Consider the following 17378-nt stretch of genomic DNA (forward strand, 5'->3'; position numbering starts at 1 on the left):
CCTCGGAGTCGGGCCGCCCTTGGGGGCGGGCCGGGATTCCTAGCTCAGCGCGCTGTCGACGTCCGACAGCCTCACCGCGTACAGCACCCGCTCCGGGATGGGGTCGGTGAGCGTCCACACCTCGCCGGTCTCCGGGGAGTAGGAGAGGGAGGCCGTGTGGCGCCCCCAGCAGGCGTACGACTGGAGGCCCGACGTCTCGTCGGCCTTGTCCTGCGCGCACCGGGCTGCCTCGGCACCCTCCTCGTCCTGGCGCCAGAGAGTGCCGTGCCGGTCGCGCTTCCCGGCGGCCTGGTCGACGTACCAGTCCCCCTTGTGGGCCAGGACACCCCGGACACCCGCGGCCTCGGTCTCGTACGCCTCGGTGGCGACGGCGACGCTCTCGCGCCCGGTGGTGGTGAGCATGCCGGTGCGGTCGGCGGTGGTGTCCAGGGCGTAGCGCCAGATCCGGGCGGGCTCCTCACGGCTCGGCCGGAACCGCTCGCTCGCGACGACCGTGGGCGGTGTCGACGTCCGGTCGAGGGAGAGCGAGCCGAAGCAGGGCACCCCGTCGTTGTCGCGCGCGTCGCAGCCGCCCGCCGGCGGACGGTAGGCGGCGACCGCGGGCAGCGCGTACCGGTAGTGGTGGGCCGACCAGCCGTCGCCGGTCTTGCCGATCACGTCGCTGTCGGTCACATCGGGGCGGAGGAAGCGGGCCAGGTCGAAGACGTACAGGGAATCGTCCCGCTCTCCGCGGCTCTCCGGGCCTCGCGCGGTGACGATCAGCTTGTCCTCGTACCAGACCATGCCGCCGAGCCGGGAACGCAGGCCCTCGAAGCCCTGCCCGTCGGCCGTCGGGACGACCAGCAGAACCCATCGGTACCGGAGGTCCGTTGGGTCGGCGGCGTCGACGAAGGCGACCCTGGCGAGCCCCTCGTCGTCGGTGTCGGCGGCACCGGTGACGCCGGCGGGCGGGCCGCCGGCCCCCGTCGTGTCGCCGGGGGTGTCGCTCTCGACGCCGGTGTGCGTCCAGCCGGCCGCGATGACCTGGTTGTTCCGGGACGTGGTGACCGAGCGGGGGACCCACTTGTCGTCGACCGCGTCGCCCGGCTCCCAGCAGTACGCCCGCGCGGCCACCGGCTCGACGGGCAGATTGTCCTTCTCGGTGGCGAAACAGTCGCCCTCGCCGCGCATCGCGTGGTTCGCGCTCCGCAGCACCTCGTCGACACCGACCCCGCCGCCCATCGCGTGGGAGAGGGTGCGCAGCTCGGTGGTGTCGGTCAGGGTTTCCCGGAGCTGAAGCCCGCGCAGCTCATCGGCGGAGGTGATCGAGGAGAGCGCGCCCGGCGTGGCCCCGCCCGCCGCCTGCGACGTGCTGATCAGGGTGGCCGCCGCCGTGAGCGCCAGCGCGGTCCCCGCCAGGGACGCACGCAGCGCACGTCCCCTTCTGCGTCGACGGTGCCTGCCGCGGTGCTTCATCAAACCTCCCGGGGACGGCCAACTGCCAACCAAGAACAAGATCTTGACGGAGAGGCAGGTGGGGCGGCCTGGCAGCGATGCTACGTCAGTGGGACACGTGTCATGCCGAGGTCCGGAGAAATACAGGGAGATCCCTCACCCCGACGCCATGATCCGTTCACGGGGAAGGGGTTGAGAATGTTTGACGTGCGATCAGGGGTTCGGCTCGGCTCTCTCGTGCCCCGGACGCCGATCCGCCCGGAGCAGGTCACCCGGAGTGACCCCCCGGGCCCTGACCACCCCCGGTGCCACCGAGTACGGCAGGAGGTCCAACGGGGTTGCGGGGAGGCGGACTTCGACATCGGCCCGTTCGGTGAACCGGTACGGCCGGTGGTCGAGGAAGGCGCCGAGGTAGCGGCGTACGCGGGACATCTCGGCGCGGACGGTGACGGTGCGCGCGGGGTCGCCGAACATGTCGTCCGCGAGGGCGGCGGCGCTGCGGCCGCCGCGGTGGAGGGCGAGGAGGTACAGGAGTTCGGCGTGGCGGGGGGTGAGCGCATGGGTCCAGGAGCCCGCGCAGCCGGCGACGGTGACGGTCCAGCGGCGCGGGTGGGAGACGTCGAGGGTGATGTGCGTGGCGGTCGGGGCGGGCGCCGGGTCCGTGGTGGGGCGTATCAGCCAGCCGGCGGGCAGCGGCTCGACGGTGCACAGTCCGAGCGCGGGAAGCCAGCAGCGGCCGGGGGAGAGGGACTGGGGGAGGGCCACACGGCTGGTGTACGGCATACCCGTCACCGCGGCCGTCCAGCCGTCCCGGTCGACGGCGACCGCGCGGCCGCCGATCCGGGCCAGGACCGGCGCCGCCACCGCGCGCAGCTGTTCGAGCGAGGTCAGGTGCAGGTCCCGTAGGCGGGCCTGGGCGAGTTTGGCGACCGTGTCGACGAGCGCGAGGGTGGAGGGGTGCAGCGTCTCCAGGGGTCCGCTGATGTCCACGGCGCCGAGCAGCCGGCCGTCGCGCGGGTCGGTGATGGGGGCGCCGGTGCAGGTCCACGGGTGCAGGGCGCGGACGAAGTGCTCGGCGGAGAAGACCTGTACGGCGCGGCGGGAGACGAGCGGCGTGCCGATGCCGTTCGTGCCGACGGTCTCCTCGCGCCAGTCCGCGCCGATCCCGAGGCCGTGCCCGTCGGCCTTGCGGAGCACCGCCGTACTGCCCTCGCGCCACAGCACCCGGGCGTCGGCGTCCGCGACCATCATGATGTGCTGCGCGGTGTCCGCGAGGGAGAGCAGCCCCTCGCGGAGCACGGGCAGGACGTGGCGCAGCCGCGAGGTCCGGCGGCGGCGCTCGACCTCGTCGCGGCCGAGGAGGTCGGACCGGAAGTCGTGGTCGGGGTCGATGCCGCTGCGCACCGTGCGGCCCCAGGACTCCCGGATCGCGGGGCGCGGGGCGGGACTCGAAGGGCGGCCGTCGAGGGTGGTGGCGCGCACCTCGCCGAGGACCCGGGCCGCCCGGGCGGCGTCCGTGGCGGTGAGCCGCGTGACTTCCATCGGAGAGTGCGGCACATGTTCCTTCCCGGCAGGCCGGTCCGCTCCACGGCCCCTGATGGCCGCGGAAGTCCGGATCCGCGCGACGGCGTTGACTGCGGGCTTCCCAGTCTGCCGCTCTTCGGCCACGGAGGGACACACTCCGGCCACAGAGCGCAGACGAGTTGCAACCCCCTGCAACCCTGGCGAACCGCCGTACGCTCCTTGAAACTTGTTCAACGTCGCCCGTGCGGCGCATGCGCTCCGCTCACCGGGGCCCGAGAAGCGGGGGTGGTGCCGTGTCGGCGCAGCACCACCCCCGCGTCGCACCACTCGAGAGAGGGCGTCCCGCCCGCCGGGCGGGTTTCAGCTCACCGGACGCGCCCGTTCCACCACCGACGCCAGATCCAGGGTGTGCGGCAGCGTGCCGAAGGCCGTGCCCCAGTCGCCGCCCAGCCGGGAGGCACAGAACGCGTCGGCGACCGCCGGGGGCGCGTACCGCACGAGGAGCGCGCCCTGCAGAACGAGGGCGAGCCGCTCCACGAGCCGGCGTGCGCGGGCCTCGATGCCGTCCAGATCGGCGAGTTCGGTCAGCAGGTCCTTGATCGCGCCGTCGAGCCGGTGGTCGGCGCCGCGGGCCCGGCCCACCTCCCTCAAGTAGGCGTCGAGGGCCTGTGGTTCGCGCTGCAGGGCCCGCAGCACGTCGAGGGCCTGGACGTTTCCGGCGCCCTCCCAGACGGAGTTGAGCGGGGACTCGCGCAGCAGACGGGGCATGCCCGACTCCTCGACATAGCCGTTGCCGCCGAGGCACTCGGAGGCCTCGACCACGGTCGGGGTGCAGCGCTTGGTCACCCAGTACTTGGCGACCGGCACCGCGAGCCGCAAGAACGAGCGTTCGCTCTCGCTGCCCGCCCCGGCCGCGTCCACCTCGGCGCTGTCATAGGCTGCCGCCAGCCGCACCGCCAGCGCCGTCGCCGCCTCCGACTCCAGCGCGAGATCGGCGAGAACGTTGCGCATCAGCGGCTTGTCGATCAGCCGCCCGCCGAACGCCTCCCGGTACGTGCAGTGGTGCACCGCCTGCGCCACCGCCTGCCGCATCAGGGAGGCCGCGCCCAGGGCGCAGTCCAGCCGGGTGGCCGCCACCATCCCGATGATCGTGCGCACTCCCCGCCCCTCGTCCCCGACCCGGCGCGCCCACGTCCCGTCGAACTCGACCTCGGCGGAGGCGTTCGACCGGTTGCCCAGCTTCTCCTTGAGCCGCTGGATGCGGAACACGTTCCGCGAGCCGTCGGCCAGTACCCGGGGCACCAGGAAACACGTCAGCCCGCCCGGCGCCTGAGCCAGCACCAGGAACCCGTCCGACATCGGCGCCGAGCAGAACCACTTGTGGCCCGTCAGCTCGTACGTCCCGTCCTCGGCCAGCGGCCGCGCCGCGGTCGTGTTGGCGCGTACGTCGCTGCCGCCCTGCTTCTCGGTCATGCCCATCCCGAAGAGGGCGCCGGCCTTCTGGTCGGCGGGCCGCATGTCCCAGTCGTAGACCATGGACGTCAGCCGCGGTTCCCATTCGGCGGCGAGCACCGGGTCCGTGCGCAGGGCGGGCACCGCCGCGTGGGTCATGGACAGCGGGCACCCGTTGCCCGCCTCGACCTGGGTCCAGACGACGAACGCGGCGGCCCGCCGCACATGCCCGCCGGGCCGTGTCCAGGCCGCCGTCAGCCCGGCCGAGACACCTTTGCCGAGCAGCCGGTGCCAGGACGGATGGAACTCCACCTCGTCCACCCGGTTCCCGTACCGGTCGTACGTCCTGAGCTTCGGCGGGTTCTCGTTCGCCAGCCGCCCCCACTCCTGCACCTGCGCGGAGCCGGCCGTACGCCCGAGCCCCGACAGCTCGTCCCGCGCCTCCTCCAGCACCTCCGGCGCCAGATGCCGCTCGACCGCCTCCGTCAGGACCTCGTCGGCGGCGAAGACGTCGTAGTCCACCAGGGGCGGAGCCTGATTGGTCACGTGGTGGGTGCCGGCTGCCATGAAGGGAATCTACCCCTCGGCAACGCGTCGTCACGGTGAAGCTCACCGGTGTCCGGCGGGCAGGTGTCCGGCGCCGTATCAGGAGGGTCCGGCGCCGGATCGTGGATGCCGGGTCAGACGGGCGCCGCGAGCTCGCCCGTTCCCAGTTCGCCTGTGCCGAATTCCTCCTCAGGGTCCCGTACGGCCTCCCCGTACTGCTCCTGCGGCCAGCCCGGCCGGTAGATGGTGTCGAGGTAGCGCTCCCCGAGGTCCGGGGAGACGGCCACCGCCGTGGTGTCGGGCGAGCCGTTGCGGGTCAGCCACTCGGTGGCACCGCTGACGACCGTGCCGGTGGAGCCCCCGAAGAGGAAGCCGCGCCGGGCCATGCGGTGACAGGCCCGTACGGTGTCGCTCTCCTCAACCCGGACGACGTCGTCCACGTAGGACGCGTCGAGCAGCGCCGGGGTCACGCTCGTGCCGAGCCCCGGGATCATCCGGCGGCCCGGCGCCCCGCCGAACGCCACCGAACCGACACTGTCCACGGCGACGATCCGCACCCGGCGCCGCCGCTCCCAGAACCACTGGGCGCAGCCCATCAGCGTCCCGGAGGTGCCGACCCCCACGAACAGCACGTCCAGACGCGGGAACTGCCGGGCGATGGCGGGCGCCGTGGTGCGGTAGTGCGCCTGCCAGTTCGCCTGATTGGTGTACTGGTCGAGCCACACGTACCGCTGGTCGGTGGCGCACAGCGCGCGGACGTACGCGATCCGGGCGCCGAGGAAGCCGCCGTGCGGGTCGGGCTCGGAGATGACGTGGACCCGGCTGCCCAACGCCTCGATCATGCGCCGGGTCTGCGGATTGCACCGGGAATCGGTCACACACAGAAACCGGTAGCCCCGGCTCGCCGCGATCATGCTCAGCGCGACGCCCAGATTGCCGGACGACGACTCCACGAGCGTCGAGCCCGGCCGGAGACGTCCCTCCCGTTCGGCGGCCCGCACCATCTCGGACGCGGCCTTGAGCTTGATCGAGCCGGCGAAGTTGAAGCCCTCGCACTTCAGGAAGAGCCTGTGTCCGACGACCTGTCGCAGATCGACGTACAGCTCCTCCTCGTTGAAGTCCGTGGGAACGGATATGACTGGCACCGCTGCCCCCCTGGTTGTGCAATGTCGTACTCGCTGCGCCCGGCCCGGTCAGCCGTGGCGGCGCAGCTCGTGGAAGAAGTCGTCCACGACCCGCAGTCCGCCGGAGCGGGCCACTTCGTCGTGGACATATCCGCCGACCGCGAGGTCGAGGACCCCGAGGCCGAAGGGCGAGAAGACCACCGGACGGTCCGCCGGCACGGTCGCCCGGCCGGTGAGGACGTCGTGGAGCGTTCCGTCGAGGAAGTCCCGTGCGCCGGTGAGCTGTTCGGTCAGGTGCGGCGACGTGTTCGCCTTGAGGCAGTGCTCGACGTCGTCGACGAAGTTCGCCGACGCGAGCAGCACCTCGGGCGCGAGATCGCGCAGCGACACGTGCAGCACCAGGGGGTTGTGGGCGAACCACTTCGGTTCACGGATGTGCGGCTCGCCCGCGATCGTCGCGAAAACCACCAGGTCGCTCGCCCGGATCACGTCCTCGGCGCTGTCGTACACGGCCACGCGCCCGCCCGCGTCGGACCGCTCCAGGTACCCCCGGAACCCGGTCGCGCTGTCCGCGGACAGGTCGTGCACCCCCACCTCCTCGAACCCGAACCCGGTCGCCGCGAGGAACGTGTGGATGTACCGGGCGATCAGGCCCGCCCCGAGGAAGCCGACCCGGACCGGACGCGGCGCCCCCCGGCGCGCGCTCAGCCGGCCGGCCGCCAGCGCCGCCGATGCAGCAGTCCGGCTCGCGCTGATGACCGAGGCCTCCAGACACGCGAACGGGTAGCCGGTGACGTGGTCGTTGAGGATGAGCACGGCGGACGCGCGCGGCAGCCCCGACGCCGTGTTCTCCGGGAAACTGGAGATCCACTTCAACCCGTCCACCTGGAACCTCCCGCCCAGCGAGGCGGGCAGCGCGATGATCCGCGAGGACGGACGGTCGGGGAAGCGGAGAAAGTACGACGGCGGATTGACCGTGTCGCCCGTCTTCCCGTCCCCGTGCAACAGGTAGGCCGACTCGACCAGTTCGACGATCTCCCGTTCCCGGCCCCGCAGGGCCCGCTGCACCTGGGCGCCGGAGATCACGGCGAAACCCGGAACCTCGGTCATCAGAACCTCACCTCGTCCTTCGCGTCGGGGACCTGTGTGTCGCGGTCGGTCGGCCGTACCGGATCCGCGAGACCCACCAGCACCTCGCGCGGCCCCTCGAAGGGCTCACGACTGTGGGCGGAGCGGATGTTGTCGACGAGGAGCAGGTCACCGGAGCGCCACGGCTCGCGGACGGTGTGCGCCTCGTAGACCTCGTTGAGCGTCTCGACGACGTCGGCTCCGATCGGGTCGCCGTCGCCGTAGCGGGTGTTGAACGGCAGCCCGTCGGCCCCGTACAGGTCCACCAGGTACTCGCGCACCTCGGGGTCCATGGTCCATTCGTTGAGGAACGCGATCTGGTTGAACCAGCAGCGGCGGCCGGTCACCGGATGCCGGAGCACGGCGGCGCGCCGCTGCCGGGTGTGCAGGGATCCGTCGGGCCGCCAGGCGAACTCGATGGAGTGCGCCCGGCAGTAGGCCTCGACGACGGTCCGGTCGTCGGTGCCGAACGCCTCGGCGACCGACGCGCCGATCTCGTCGTTGTACGAGCGGGTGAGCAGCCAGCCGTCCCGCTCGAACCGCTTGGTCAACTCGGGCGGCAGCGCGGCCAGTACGGCCTCCGCGTCGGCGACCCCGGTCGCCCCGCCCCGCTCGGCGGCTTCGAGGCAGGCGAGGAGCATCAGGCCGGGGAACTCCAGGGTGTAGCTCAACTCGTGGTGCATGCACATCGGTTGGTTCGACGGCCAGGCCGTCGACGAGTACACACCGTCCGCGTACGTCCGCCGGGGCGCGAAGGCCTCCCTCTCGGTCATCAGCGTGTCGGTCAATCCACGGAAGACCGCGCCCACTTCGGTCGCGTCCCGCAGTCCGAGGCCGCGTACGAGGACCGCGCCGTGCTCGGCGACGGCGGCACGCAGGGCGTCCCGCCGGGCGGCCGCCCAGCGGGGAGCGGGTTCGGCGGGGGAGACGGTGAGGAGCGGAGGCCTGCCGGGCGCTGTCCCGATGTCCGGCAGGAGTGCGGGGGCCGAGGACGACGGTGTCGTCCTCGTGTCCTTTCGGCGGCGGCTCGCGGAGCCGCGGCGGCTCAGGAAGCTCATGACGACGACCTCCCCATGGTGTCGGCGACGGTGTGCGCGCCGGCCCTCGTGTCGATCAGCCCGGCCAGCTCGGACAGGACGGGCCGCCCGGTCACGTCCTTGGGGGACACCGCCCGGTCCAGGGCGATCGCGAGCTTCACCGCCGACAGCGAGGTGCCGCCCCGGTCGAAGAAGTGGTCGTGCCGGCCGATGCGGGCCCGTGGCACACCGAGCACCTCCGCCCACGCGGCAGCCAGCCGCTCCTCGGTCGGCGTGACCGGAGGCTCGCCCGACTCGTCCGCCGCCGAGTCGAGTCGCTCGGCCAGCGTGGTCAGCGTGCGCCGGTCGATCTTGCCGTTGGCGGTCAGCGGCAGGCTCTCCCGCCAGTGGAACACCGACGGCACCATGTAGGCCGGCAGCGAGGCCGCCAGCCGGTCCCGCAGCTCCTCGACCGCGAGCGGCCGGCCGGAGTGGAAGGCCACCAGGTGCGCGCCCCGGGCGACCACCACCGCGCCGTCCCGCACACCCGCCACCCCGAGCAGCGCGTTCTCCACCTCACCGATCTCGATACGGAAGCCCCGCACCTTGACCTGGGTGTCCCGCCGGCCCAGGAACTCCAGCTTGCGGTCGGGCCGCCAGCGCCCGTGGTCCCCGCTGCGGTAGAGCCGCTCGCCGGGCCGGTACGGGTCGGTGGTGAACGCCCGCGCGGTGCGCTCGGGATCGTTGACGTATCCGCGTCCCACACACACCCCGGAGAAGACGATCTCCCCCGGTGCGCCCAGCGGCACGAGGGAGAGGTGCTCGTCGACGACGTACACACGGACGTTGCCGACGGGACGGCCCAGTGGCACCCGGCCCCCCTCCGGCGCCCGGTCCATCACCTCGTGGTTGGTGTCGTCCGAGGTCTCCGTCAGCCCGTAGGCGTTGACCAGCGGTATCCCCGGCTCGGTGGCGAACCAGCGCTCCGCCAGCTCCTTCTTCAGCGCCTCCCCGGTGACCGAGACCCGGCGCAGGTCGGGCAGCTCCCGGGGGTGCTGCTCCAGATGGGCGAGGACCGCTTCGAGGTACGACGGCACCACCTGGACCACGTTCGCCCGGCCGTCGGCGATCCGGTCGACGAACCGTTCGACGTCCAGGACCACCTCCTGCTCCACGAGCAGCGTCCGCCCGCCGACCAGCGGCGCGGCCAGCAGCTGCCACAGGGAGATGTCGAAGCACTGCGGCGCGGTCTGCGCGACCACGTCCCCCTCGCCGATGTCGAGGTCGTCGAGCTTGGCGTGGAGGTGGTTGAGCATCCCGGCGTGCTCGCACATCGCGCCCTTGGGCTCGCCCGTGGAACCGGACGTGAAGTAGATGTACGCCAGCCGGTCCGGTGCGACCTCCATGCCGAGGTCGGAGTCCGGGTGGGCCTCGTCGTACGCGTCCTCGACGAGCAGCCGCCGCGCCCCGGGCAGCGCGGGCAGGGCCTCGTCCAGCGCAGCTGTGCTGCCCCGTTCGGTGAGCACCAGCTCGCACCCGGCGCGGGCGAGCGTGGTGGCGATGCGCTCGGCGGGGAAGTGCGGCTCGACGGGCAGGTAGGCGCCCCCCGCCTTGAACACCGCGAGCACGGCGGCCATCCAGTCCAGGTTCCGCTCGGTCACCACCGCGACGACGCCCTCACGGCCGAGGCCCCGGACCAGCAGCGCCCGACTGAGCTGGTTGGCACGGGAGTTGAGCTCGCGGTACGTCCAGCGCCGGTCGCCGTGGACGGCCGCGACGGCGTCCGGGTGCGCCACGACCCGCTGTTCGAACAGCTCGTGCACCCGGCGGTCGGGCAGTTCGCGGTGCGGCCCTGCCAACCCGTCGAGCTGGAACCGGAGTTCGTCGTCCGACACCAGACTCCGCCGCCCGTGCTCGGCGTCCGGTTCGGCGGCCAGCAGGGTGAGGGCGGTGACGTGGTACCCGGCGATCCGGGCCGCGCCGTCCTCGTCGAGCACGTCCGTGCGGTACCGCAGCCGCAGCGCCGGACCATCGTCGCGGTGCACCAGGCCCACCCGCAGGACCACGTCCTGGTCGAGGTCGCCGTCGCCGCCGCTCGTGTCGAGCACGGTCTCGAACGGCGGTTCACCGAGGCCGAGTTCGCGGCGCAGCGCGGCCACCGGGAACCCGGCGTGCGTCAGCAGCTCCGTGGTGACCCGGTGGGTGTGCCCCAGCAGTGCGCGCCAGGTGTCGCCGGGTGCGGTGGTGAGCCGGCACGGCAGTATGCGGCCGTCCTCCAGCCAGCCGGTGGTGACCTCGCCCTCGCCCGACAGCACGGCGAGCACCTTGGCGTGGGCGGCGAGCAGCGCGGCTGTACCGTCCAAGACGGTCAACAGGCCTTCTGGCAGGACGACTTCGTAAGCAGCGACCCCTTTCGCCGGGTCGGCGCTCCACCGCGGAACCACGGTCCGCCCCCCGGCGGTGAGCACCTCGTGCCAGTATTTCCGGGCAGCGTCGCCCGACTCCGACCGATCCATTTCTTTCCCCCGATTCACCGTGATCCGGTGGTCTCCGTCGCCGGGTTCCCGCCCCAGCGCGCGTGCGGCGGCACCTCCTCGCCCTTCATCAGGAAGGAGTCCGGCGCGAGCACGGCCCCCTCGCCCAGCACCACGCCGTAGTGCACGAACGCCTCGACCTCGAGCGTGCAGCCGGCGCCGATCGTGACGTGGTCGGACTTGAAGGTGCCGTCCTCCTGCGAATGCGCCTGGATCTTGCTGCCGGCCGCGAGCGTGCAGTCGTCCCCGACGGCCGTCAGCGTCCGCTCGGTGATGAACGCCCCGTCGTCGAAGACCCGGCGCCCGATCCGCACCCCCAGCAGCCGCCAGACGAAGCTCTTGAACGGGGTGCCGTTGAGCATCGTCAGGTGTTTGTCCGGCAGTTTCCACAGCCGCTCCTGCCGCCAGAAGACGGGGTCGTAGATGGAGCACAACCGTGGCCGCAGCGGCCGGAAGCGGGTCAGGGACCGTTCCACCAGCGTGTAGTAGAAGACGGTGAACACCAGCGCCGCCAGGGGCAGCGCGGCGAGCGCGAGCAGTCCCGCGATGCCGTCGCCGTGCCCGTACAGATCGACGGCGATGAAGCCGAGCACGGTGAGCGCGAAGGTGTGCAGCCAGCGCAGGAACAGGAACAGTCCCATCGAGCGCAGGTTGAAGCGGTTCTTCGCGGCGAGCCGGCGGCGCAGTTCCTCGCCCTCGCGCAGGTGGTCGAAGCGGCTGTCGCGCTCCACCGAGCGGGGGATCTCGAAGGGCGGCGAGCCGAGCAGCCCGACCCCTTCGCGGATCTCGCCGTCGAGCGGGACCAGCACCTTCGTGGCCAGCAGGCAGTTCTCGCCGGTCCGGCCGCCGACCGGGTAGGCGATGAGATTGCCCAGGAAGTTGTGCCCGCCGATCGCCGTCCGGGACACCCGGAACGACGTGGCGGAGTAGTCCGCGTTCATCACCGACAGCCCGTCCGCGACCATCGTGCCGCTGCCGACCTTCACCAGGTACGGCGTCTCGTGCTGCACCGCGGTGCCGAAGTTGGATCCGGTCTGGTCGACGCGTGAGAGGTCGTAGCCGAGGGCCTTGAGGCAGGGGACGATGTACGAGCTGTCGCCGCACAGCCACGTGAAGAACTTGAGGTTGGTCAGGCGGGCGATCGCGCGGTGCACCGAGTAGTGGAAGCCGTACAGCGGATAGGTGCGGTCCGGCTCCACGAGCGGGCGCAGCAGTCGCGGGACGACGAACACGACGACGGCTCCGACGGCGACGGAGCCGGCGAACAGCGCGAGCGAGAGGGCCATCGCCTCGACGTAGAAGCGTGCCGAGGTGAGGTGCCGCGACGCCGGGTCGAGGAGGGTGTCCAGTTCGGGCGCGGCGGTGAGCAGGAGATAGGCGCCGCCGACCGTCAGCGGCACGTACAGCAGCAGCGTCTGGAGCAGGGCGGCGAGGCCGTATCCGGCCCGCCGGAGCGTGCCGCACGGGAGGGGGGCCACCCGGACGTGGTCCACGTCCGTGCGCCGGGCCGGTGAGCCGTGCCGGCTCTCCCCGGCCGGGACCGACTCCTCGGCGCGCAGCGCGGAGGAGTGGCCGAGCTGGGAGCCGTCGCCCAGGGCGGTCCCGATGTCGAGGACGGTGTGCTCGCCGACGAAGACGTCCCGGCCGAGGGTCACCGGGCCGGTGCGGATGCGCCCGGCGCGCGCCCGGTAGCAGAGGAAGACGGAGTCCTTGCGGATCACCGTGCCCGCGCCGATCGTCAGCAGGTCGGTGCAGACCGGGACGGTGCGGCTGAGGATCGTGACGCCCGGTCCGATGCGGGCGCCGAGGGCCCGCAGGTACAGCACGTACAGCGGGTTGCCGACGAACAGGATCATCGGGCTGGTGTGCAGAAGCGCCTTGACGATCCAGAACCGCAGATACGCCGGGCCCCACACGGGGAACTCCACGGGCTTCCACCGCCCGACCAGCAGCCATTTGGCGGCGACCGGCAGGGTGCACAGGGCGAGGAAGGCGAGCAGGCCGAAGACCGCCGAGCGCAGATAGATCTCGACGAGCCCCGAGGCGTCCGCCACCCACTCGTACCCCAGTACGTATCCGGAGGTGGCGAGCAGGCCGTATCCGGCGAAGAGGAGCAACTGCAGCGCCCCGCACAGGGCGTACCGGAACGTGCTGCCGGGGGGTGCGGCCTCGGCGGGCACCGGCAGGGCGGCCGACGGAGCCGGCGCCTCGGCCAGTGCGGCGGCGAGGCCGCGGATCGTCGGGTGGCCGTAGACGTCCCGGATGGAGACCGACGGCAGGTCGGGGTGCTTCCTGACGCGGGCACAGAAATGCGCCATTGTCAGCGAGTTGGCACCGAGGTCGTCGAAGAAATGGCTTTCTGCGGGCACATGTTCGACGCGTGCGACGCCGGCCAGAACTTCGGCGAGGAGTCGCTCGGTGGCGGTGTACGATTCCGCCGCGTCCGGCTCGGCCCCCTGGACCTCGCCCGGTTTTTCCACCACGTGTCGTGGTGCTGGCAATGTCATTGAATTTCTCCGCGACAGGTATTGCGATGGAAGGCGCCCGGGGGTGAACGGGACGGCGCGCGGAATGACAGAAGGAGAGGGGATGGGAAGCGGTGACGCGTGTGGCGGAATTGATCAGGCCTGGTCGGAGCCTGGGCGAATCCCCTGAGGTGTGCTGGGCCGGCACCTGGTCCAGGTGGCCGCAGCCGAATGCAATCCGGATTCTTTCGGTACATTCGGGAACGGGTCAAGGGAGGTCGGGTGATTGACGCTTTCCCGCCCCTTTTCCGATCTCTTCCGGCCTGTCGTACCTGAGCCCGTACGGCGTTTCAGCGGGGAACTTTCCGAAAAGACGGTACAAGCACGCTCGGACGTTCCACTTCCGGCCCCTCATTGATTCAGCCAGCACGTTCATGACAGAAAAGGCGATTTGGAATCACCTTTGGTTTCTGCTGGGTTTCCCTTTGTTTGCTGCCCCGTGACGCGACCGGAGGGAAAGGTGCGCCGCGCGCGGGCCCTGTCGCGACCGACGGCACCGGGAGGTGAGGGCGGCACGCGCAGGCGGATACCTTTAGGGCGTGCAGCCAGCAAGTCAGTCACCCCCACCGTCCGAGAGCCCCCATGGGCGTCTCCACCGCGCGCGTGCCCTCTACCGGGACGTCTCCAAGCGCAGGACCGCCTGGCTGCTCCTGAAGGACACCGTCAACTCCTGCATCGAGTACCGCATCCTGGGCCTCGCGGCCGAGGCGGCGTTCTTCACGCTGCTCTCCGTGCCACCGCTGCTGCTCAGCATGATCGGCCTGCTCGGCTACGTCGACGACTGGACCGGCGCCGACACCATCGCCAGCCTGGAGCTCAACCTCCTGGAGGCCTCGCGCACCGTCCTGTCCGACAAGGGCGTCGCACAGATCGCGCAGCCGATCCTGGACGACGTGATGAAGGGCGGTCGCCCCGACGTCATCTCCATAGGATTCCTCTTCGCCCTGTGGTCCGGCTCCCGCGCGGTGAACGTCTTCATCGACACCATCACCGTCATGTACGGCCTCGACGGCGTCCGCGGCATCGTCAAGACCCGCCTCATGGCGTTCCTGCTCTTCATCGTGGCCCTGCTGATCGGTTCGGTCGCCCTGCCGCTGATGGTCGCCGGGCCCGACGCCGTCGTCCGGATCGTCCCGTGGTCGGCGACCGTCGTCCAGGTCCTCTACTGGCCCGTCGTGATCGTCCTGTCCATCGTCTTCCTGACGACGCTCTACCACGTGTCGGTGCCGGTCCGCTCCCCCTGGGTCGAGGACGTACCGGGCTCCCTCATGGCCCTCGGCATGTGGGTCCTCGGCAGCTTCCTGCTCCGCATCTACCTCACCAGCACGGTCGAGGGGGCGACGATCTACGGCTCGCTCGCCGCCGCCGTCGCCGTCCTCCTCTGGATCGGCGTGAGCGCCTTCGCCGTCCTGGCCGGCGCCGCCGTCAACGCCGCCATCGACCGCGTCTGGCCCGCCGCCGCCACGGCCGCGGCCCGCGCCGCCAACGAGCGCCTCCGCGAGGAACAGGCCGCCGAGTACGTCGCCCGCGCGGCCGCCGCCCGCTCCCACGACCCCGAGGACCCCGACATGCCCTCCGAGTTCCCGGAGCGCTGGTCGCGCTTCCTGCCACCGGAGGACGTGACGTCGAGGCTGCGGTCGCCGGTGAAGAAGACGGACGAGTAGCGCGTTCGCGGTGGCGAGTGCGTCCAAGAGGGTGCACGGGTGAGTCCGCAGGAGCATCGGCATTCTGTGGAGAGCCGGGGGTGCCGTGTGGAGCCGGGGGTGCCGTCGGGGTGTGGGTCTGTGCGGGTCTGAGTGGGTCTGTTGCGGGCTGCGGGTGGTCCGTGGTTGCTCGCGCGGTTCCCCGCGCCCCTGAAGGGCACGGCAGTACCCGGCGGCCACAGGCGTAGCCTTTTTCGTGTGTATGCGGAAAGGGCGTCTCGGCTGGACGGGGCTGTGGTCTGGATCAACAGTCCCGGTGGCCCTGTCGGCCCCGGCTCCGGGCGGGTGCTGCCCGACGGGTGCATGGATCTGCTGTGGCACGACGGCCGGCTCATGGTCGCCGGACCGGACACGCGCGCGTACGTCACCGAAGGGGGACCGAGCAGCTGGGCGGGCCTCCGGTTCTATCCGGGCACCGCGCCCGCCTTTCTCGGTGTGCCCGCGCACGAGTTGCGTGACCGGCGGGTGGAGCTGGCCGATCTGTGGTCCCCGGCGCTCGTACGGCGGCTCACCGCCCGGGTGAACGCGGCGGGTGATCCGGCGAGCGGGCTCGAAGAGGTCGTCCTGGAACGGGCGGCCGATGTGGGGCGCCCCGATCCGGTGCTGCGGCGCGTCGTCGTCGCCCTCGACGCGGGGCGTGCCGTCGCGGCGACCGCCGACGAACTAGGGCTGGGGGCACGGCAGTTGCACCGCAGGTCACTCGCCGCGTTCGGGTACGGGCCCAAGACGCTGGCGCGGGTGCTGCGGCTGCGCCGGGCGCTCGCACTCGCCCGGAACGGCGTGCCCTTCGCCGAGACGGCGGCCCGCACCGGGTACGCCGATCAGGCACATCTGGCGCGTGACGTACGGGAGTTGGCGGGGCTGCCGCTCGGCGAGCTGCTCGGCCGACGGTAGCGGAGGCGGGCCGGGTCGGGTGCCGGTGGTGGGCCGGGTCGGGTGCCGGTGGTGGGTGTCGGCGGTGGGGGACTGTGGTGGGGGCCGGTGGGACGGCTACTCGGGGGCGGGCGCCGGCAGTGGTGCGAAGAGGTCGACGCCGTTGCCGTCGGGATCGAGGATCACGGCGTACCGGTGGCCCCACACCGCGTCCCACGGCTTGAGCTCACCGCGGTACCCGGCGTTCACCAACTCCTCGTACACCGCGTCGACTTCGGCCGGACTGTCGCACAGCAGGGCCAGCCCCGCGCCGCCACCCGTCCCCGGGCGGTACTCGGGGTGGAAGGAGCGGACGGTCTCCTCGGTGTCGAGCAGCAGCCGCAGCCCGCCGGGCAGTTGGGCCTCGGCGTGCGGCTGGTGCTCGGCGCCCTCGGGGAAGGCGAAACCGAGCCGGCGGTAGAAGGTGACGGAGGCGGCCATGTCCGAGGCCACCATGCCGATCGCGTCGAGTCGTGGAGTCATACGGCCACCGTAGGCGGACCGGCGACGGCCGGTCTTGAAGGAATCGGACACCCGCCCACACCCGTCGTGAGACCGGCCCCCGGAGCCTCACCATCCCCTCGTGGCGCGAAGTGGCCCTTGTGGGTAAGCGCTCTCACGGAACGGACTCTTTGGCTCACCTGTGGAACAACTGTGCGGCAGGATGGAGGGCATGCTCAAGCTCCGTACCGCGCGTGTTCTGCTGCCCCTGGCGTTCCTGCCGTCGCTGCTCACCGCCTGCGGGACCGAGAAGGTCGTGGTCGCGGGCCGCGAGCCCCTGATGCCGTCCCCCGACCGGGCCGAACTCCACGCCCGGGCCGAGGCGTTGGGCCTCGCGCCCGGGCTCGTCTATGTCACCGAGTCCCCCGGCTTCACGCTGGCCCGGCAGTCCGTCGGCGTGTACGGCGCCGACGGCTTCTCCGCCGCCTACTGGTCCCGGAAGAACAGCGCCCAGCTCCTGCTCCTCGTCGACCACGGCACGATGACCGCCGGCAGCTGCCCCGAACTGCCGCTCGGCCAGGGCACGGGCGAGCCGGTCGGCTGTGAACGCGACGGGGACGCCTGGTACCGGACCTCGGCGGGACAGCACGAGTACGCCGTACCGGAGGACGGCCACCTCGTCCGGATCAGCGCCGCCGCGGCCACGGTCGACCGCGACGCCCTGCGGGCAGCCGCCCTCGCCGCCCACCGCCCCACCGACGCCGAACTCGCCTTCCTCCTCCCGCCCCGCCACCACGACAAGCCCCGGCCCCCGCACGACGGCATGCCGATCGAACGCGGCGACCTGCCCCCGGCGGGCGACGGAGCACCCGACAACGAGGTGGGCGCCTCGGGCTGAGCCGCGCCGCCACGACGGGAACGGTCCCATGAGGCGGCCCGGGGTGGTGGCCCGACGTGGCGGCAGGGCGGCCGGACGTGGTGGCGTGGTGGCGTGTCGGCCGGACGCGGTGGCGTGGTGCTCCGAGGCGTTGGGCGTGAT

At 72.0% G+C, this 17378-nt stretch carries 12 protein-coding genes; 3 read left to right on the forward strand and 9 right to left on the reverse strand.

All coding sequences use genetic code 11. The features are described 5' to 3' along the window. Positions 1-39: 39 nt before the first annotated feature. The 8 genes from OG272_RS38000 to OG272_RS38035 all read right to left on the reverse strand — a co-directional run bounded on the left by OG272_RS38000 (position 40) and on the right by OG272_RS38035 (position 13265). Complete coding sequence (locus tag OG272_RS38000) at positions 40-1455, reverse strand: hypothetical protein (RefSeq protein WP_327727314.1); 1416 nt, start codon at positions 1453-1455, stop codon at positions 40-42. Positions 1456-1647: 192 nt separating this feature from the next. After that, the gene (locus OG272_RS38005; protein WP_327732094.1) at positions 1648-2976 is read right to left on the reverse strand and encodes a GAF domain-containing protein; all 1329 of its coding nucleotides are present in this window, start codon (positions 2974-2976) and stop codon (positions 1648-1650) included. Positions 2977-3318: 342 nt separating this feature from the next. Continuing rightward, positions 3319-4977 (reverse strand): acyl-CoA dehydrogenase family protein, encoded by a 1659-nt coding sequence (locus tag OG272_RS38010; RefSeq protein ID WP_327727313.1) that lies wholly within the window; start codon positions 4975-4977, stop codon positions 3319-3321. Between the two features lie 113 nt (positions 4978-5090). Further along, a complete protein-coding gene (gene sbnA, locus OG272_RS38015) occupies positions 5091-6101 on the reverse strand; it encodes a 2,3-diaminopropionate biosynthesis protein SbnA (protein ID WP_326575573.1) in 1011 nt (336 codons plus the stop codon). A gap of 48 nt (positions 6102-6149) precedes the next feature. Continuing rightward, a complete protein-coding gene (gene sbnB / locus OG272_RS38020; RefSeq protein ID WP_328224245.1) occupies positions 6150-7190 on the reverse strand; it encodes a 2,3-diaminopropionate biosynthesis protein SbnB in 1041 nt (346 codons plus the stop codon). Continuing rightward, on the reverse strand, positions 7190-8266 hold the full coding sequence (locus tag OG272_RS38025; protein WP_405895586.1) for a TauD/TfdA family dioxygenase: 1077 nt from the start codon (positions 8264-8266) through the stop codon (positions 7190-7192). The genes sbnB and OG272_RS38025 overlap by 1 nt, the downstream gene beginning before the upstream one ends. Then, entirely contained in the window at positions 8263-10740 is a 2478-nt protein-coding gene (locus OG272_RS38030) for a non-ribosomal peptide synthetase (RefSeq protein WP_405895587.1), read from the reverse strand. The genes OG272_RS38025 and OG272_RS38030 overlap by 4 nt, the downstream gene beginning before the upstream one ends. Before the next feature lie 14 nt (positions 10741-10754). Then, on the reverse strand, positions 10755-13265 hold the full coding sequence (locus tag OG272_RS38035) for a Pls/PosA family non-ribosomal peptide synthetase (protein ID WP_327727309.1): 2511 nt from the start codon (positions 13263-13265) through the stop codon (positions 10755-10757). Positions 13266-13822: 557 nt separating this feature from the next. Between OG272_RS38035 and OG272_RS38040 the strand changes: the two genes are divergently transcribed. Both OG272_RS38040 and OG272_RS38045 read left to right on the forward strand, forming a co-directional pair. Further along, complete coding sequence (locus OG272_RS38040; protein ID WP_327727308.1) at positions 13823-14947, forward strand: YihY/virulence factor BrkB family protein; 1125 nt, start codon at positions 13823-13825, stop codon at positions 14945-14947. 237 nt (positions 14948-15184) lie between these two features. Next, positions 15185-15880, forward strand: coding sequence for a DUF6597 domain-containing transcriptional factor (locus OG272_RS38045; RefSeq protein ID WP_327727307.1), 696 nt, complete (start codon positions 15185-15187; stop codon positions 15878-15880). Between the two features lie 96 nt (positions 15881-15976). Here OG272_RS38045 and OG272_RS38050 read toward each other — a convergent pair whose 3' ends face one another. After that, positions 15977-16381 carry a VOC family protein gene (locus OG272_RS38050; protein ID WP_327727306.1) on the reverse strand — a complete coding sequence of 135 codons (405 nt, stop codon included), beginning with the start codon at positions 16379-16381 and terminating at the stop codon, positions 15977-15979. Between the two features lie 190 nt (positions 16382-16571). Here OG272_RS38050 and OG272_RS38055 point away from each other — a divergent pair, with 190 nt between their 5' ends. After that, the gene (locus OG272_RS38055) at positions 16572-17237 is read left to right on the forward strand and encodes a hypothetical protein (protein WP_327727305.1); all 666 of its coding nucleotides are present in this window, start codon (positions 16572-16574) and stop codon (positions 17235-17237) included. Positions 17238-17378 lie beyond the last annotated feature (141 nt).

This window comes from Streptomyces sp. NBC_00104, assembly GCF_045160825.1.
GTDB lineage: Bacteria > Actinomycetota > Actinomycetes > Streptomycetales > Streptomycetaceae > Streptomyces.

Coding starts and splice junctions, on each gene's coding strand:
- OG272_RS38000 (WP_327727314.1), bottom strand. CDS start 1,455: ATGAAGCACCGCGGCAGGCACCGTCGACGCAGAAGGGGACGTGCGCTG.
- OG272_RS38005 (WP_327732094.1), bottom strand. CDS start 2,976: ATGGAAGTCACGCGGCTCACCGCCACGGACGCCGCCCGGGCGGCCCGG.
- OG272_RS38010 (WP_327727313.1), bottom strand. CDS start 4,977: ATGGCAGCCGGCACCCACCACGTGACCAATCAGGCTCCGCCCCTGGTG.
- sbnB (WP_328224245.1), bottom strand. CDS start 7,190: ATGACCGAGGTTCCGGGTTTCGCCGTGATCTCCGGCGCCCAGGTGCAG.
- OG272_RS38025 (WP_405895586.1), bottom strand. CDS start 8,266: ATGAGCTTCCTGAGCCGCCGCGGCTCCGCGAGCCGCCGCCGAAAGGAC.
- OG272_RS38030 (WP_405895587.1), bottom strand. CDS start 10,740: ATGGATCGGTCGGAGTCGGGCGACGCTGCCCGGAAATACTGGCACGAG.
- OG272_RS38035 (WP_327727309.1), bottom strand. CDS start 13,265: ATGACATTGCCAGCACCACGACACGTGGTGGAAAAACCGGGCGAGGTC.
- OG272_RS38050 (WP_327727306.1), bottom strand. CDS start 16,381: ATGACTCCACGACTCGACGCGATCGGCATGGTGGCCTCGGACATGGCC.
- OG272_RS38055 (WP_327727305.1), top strand. CDS start 16,572: ATGCTCAAGCTCCGTACCGCGCGTGTTCTGCTGCCCCTGGCGTTCCTG.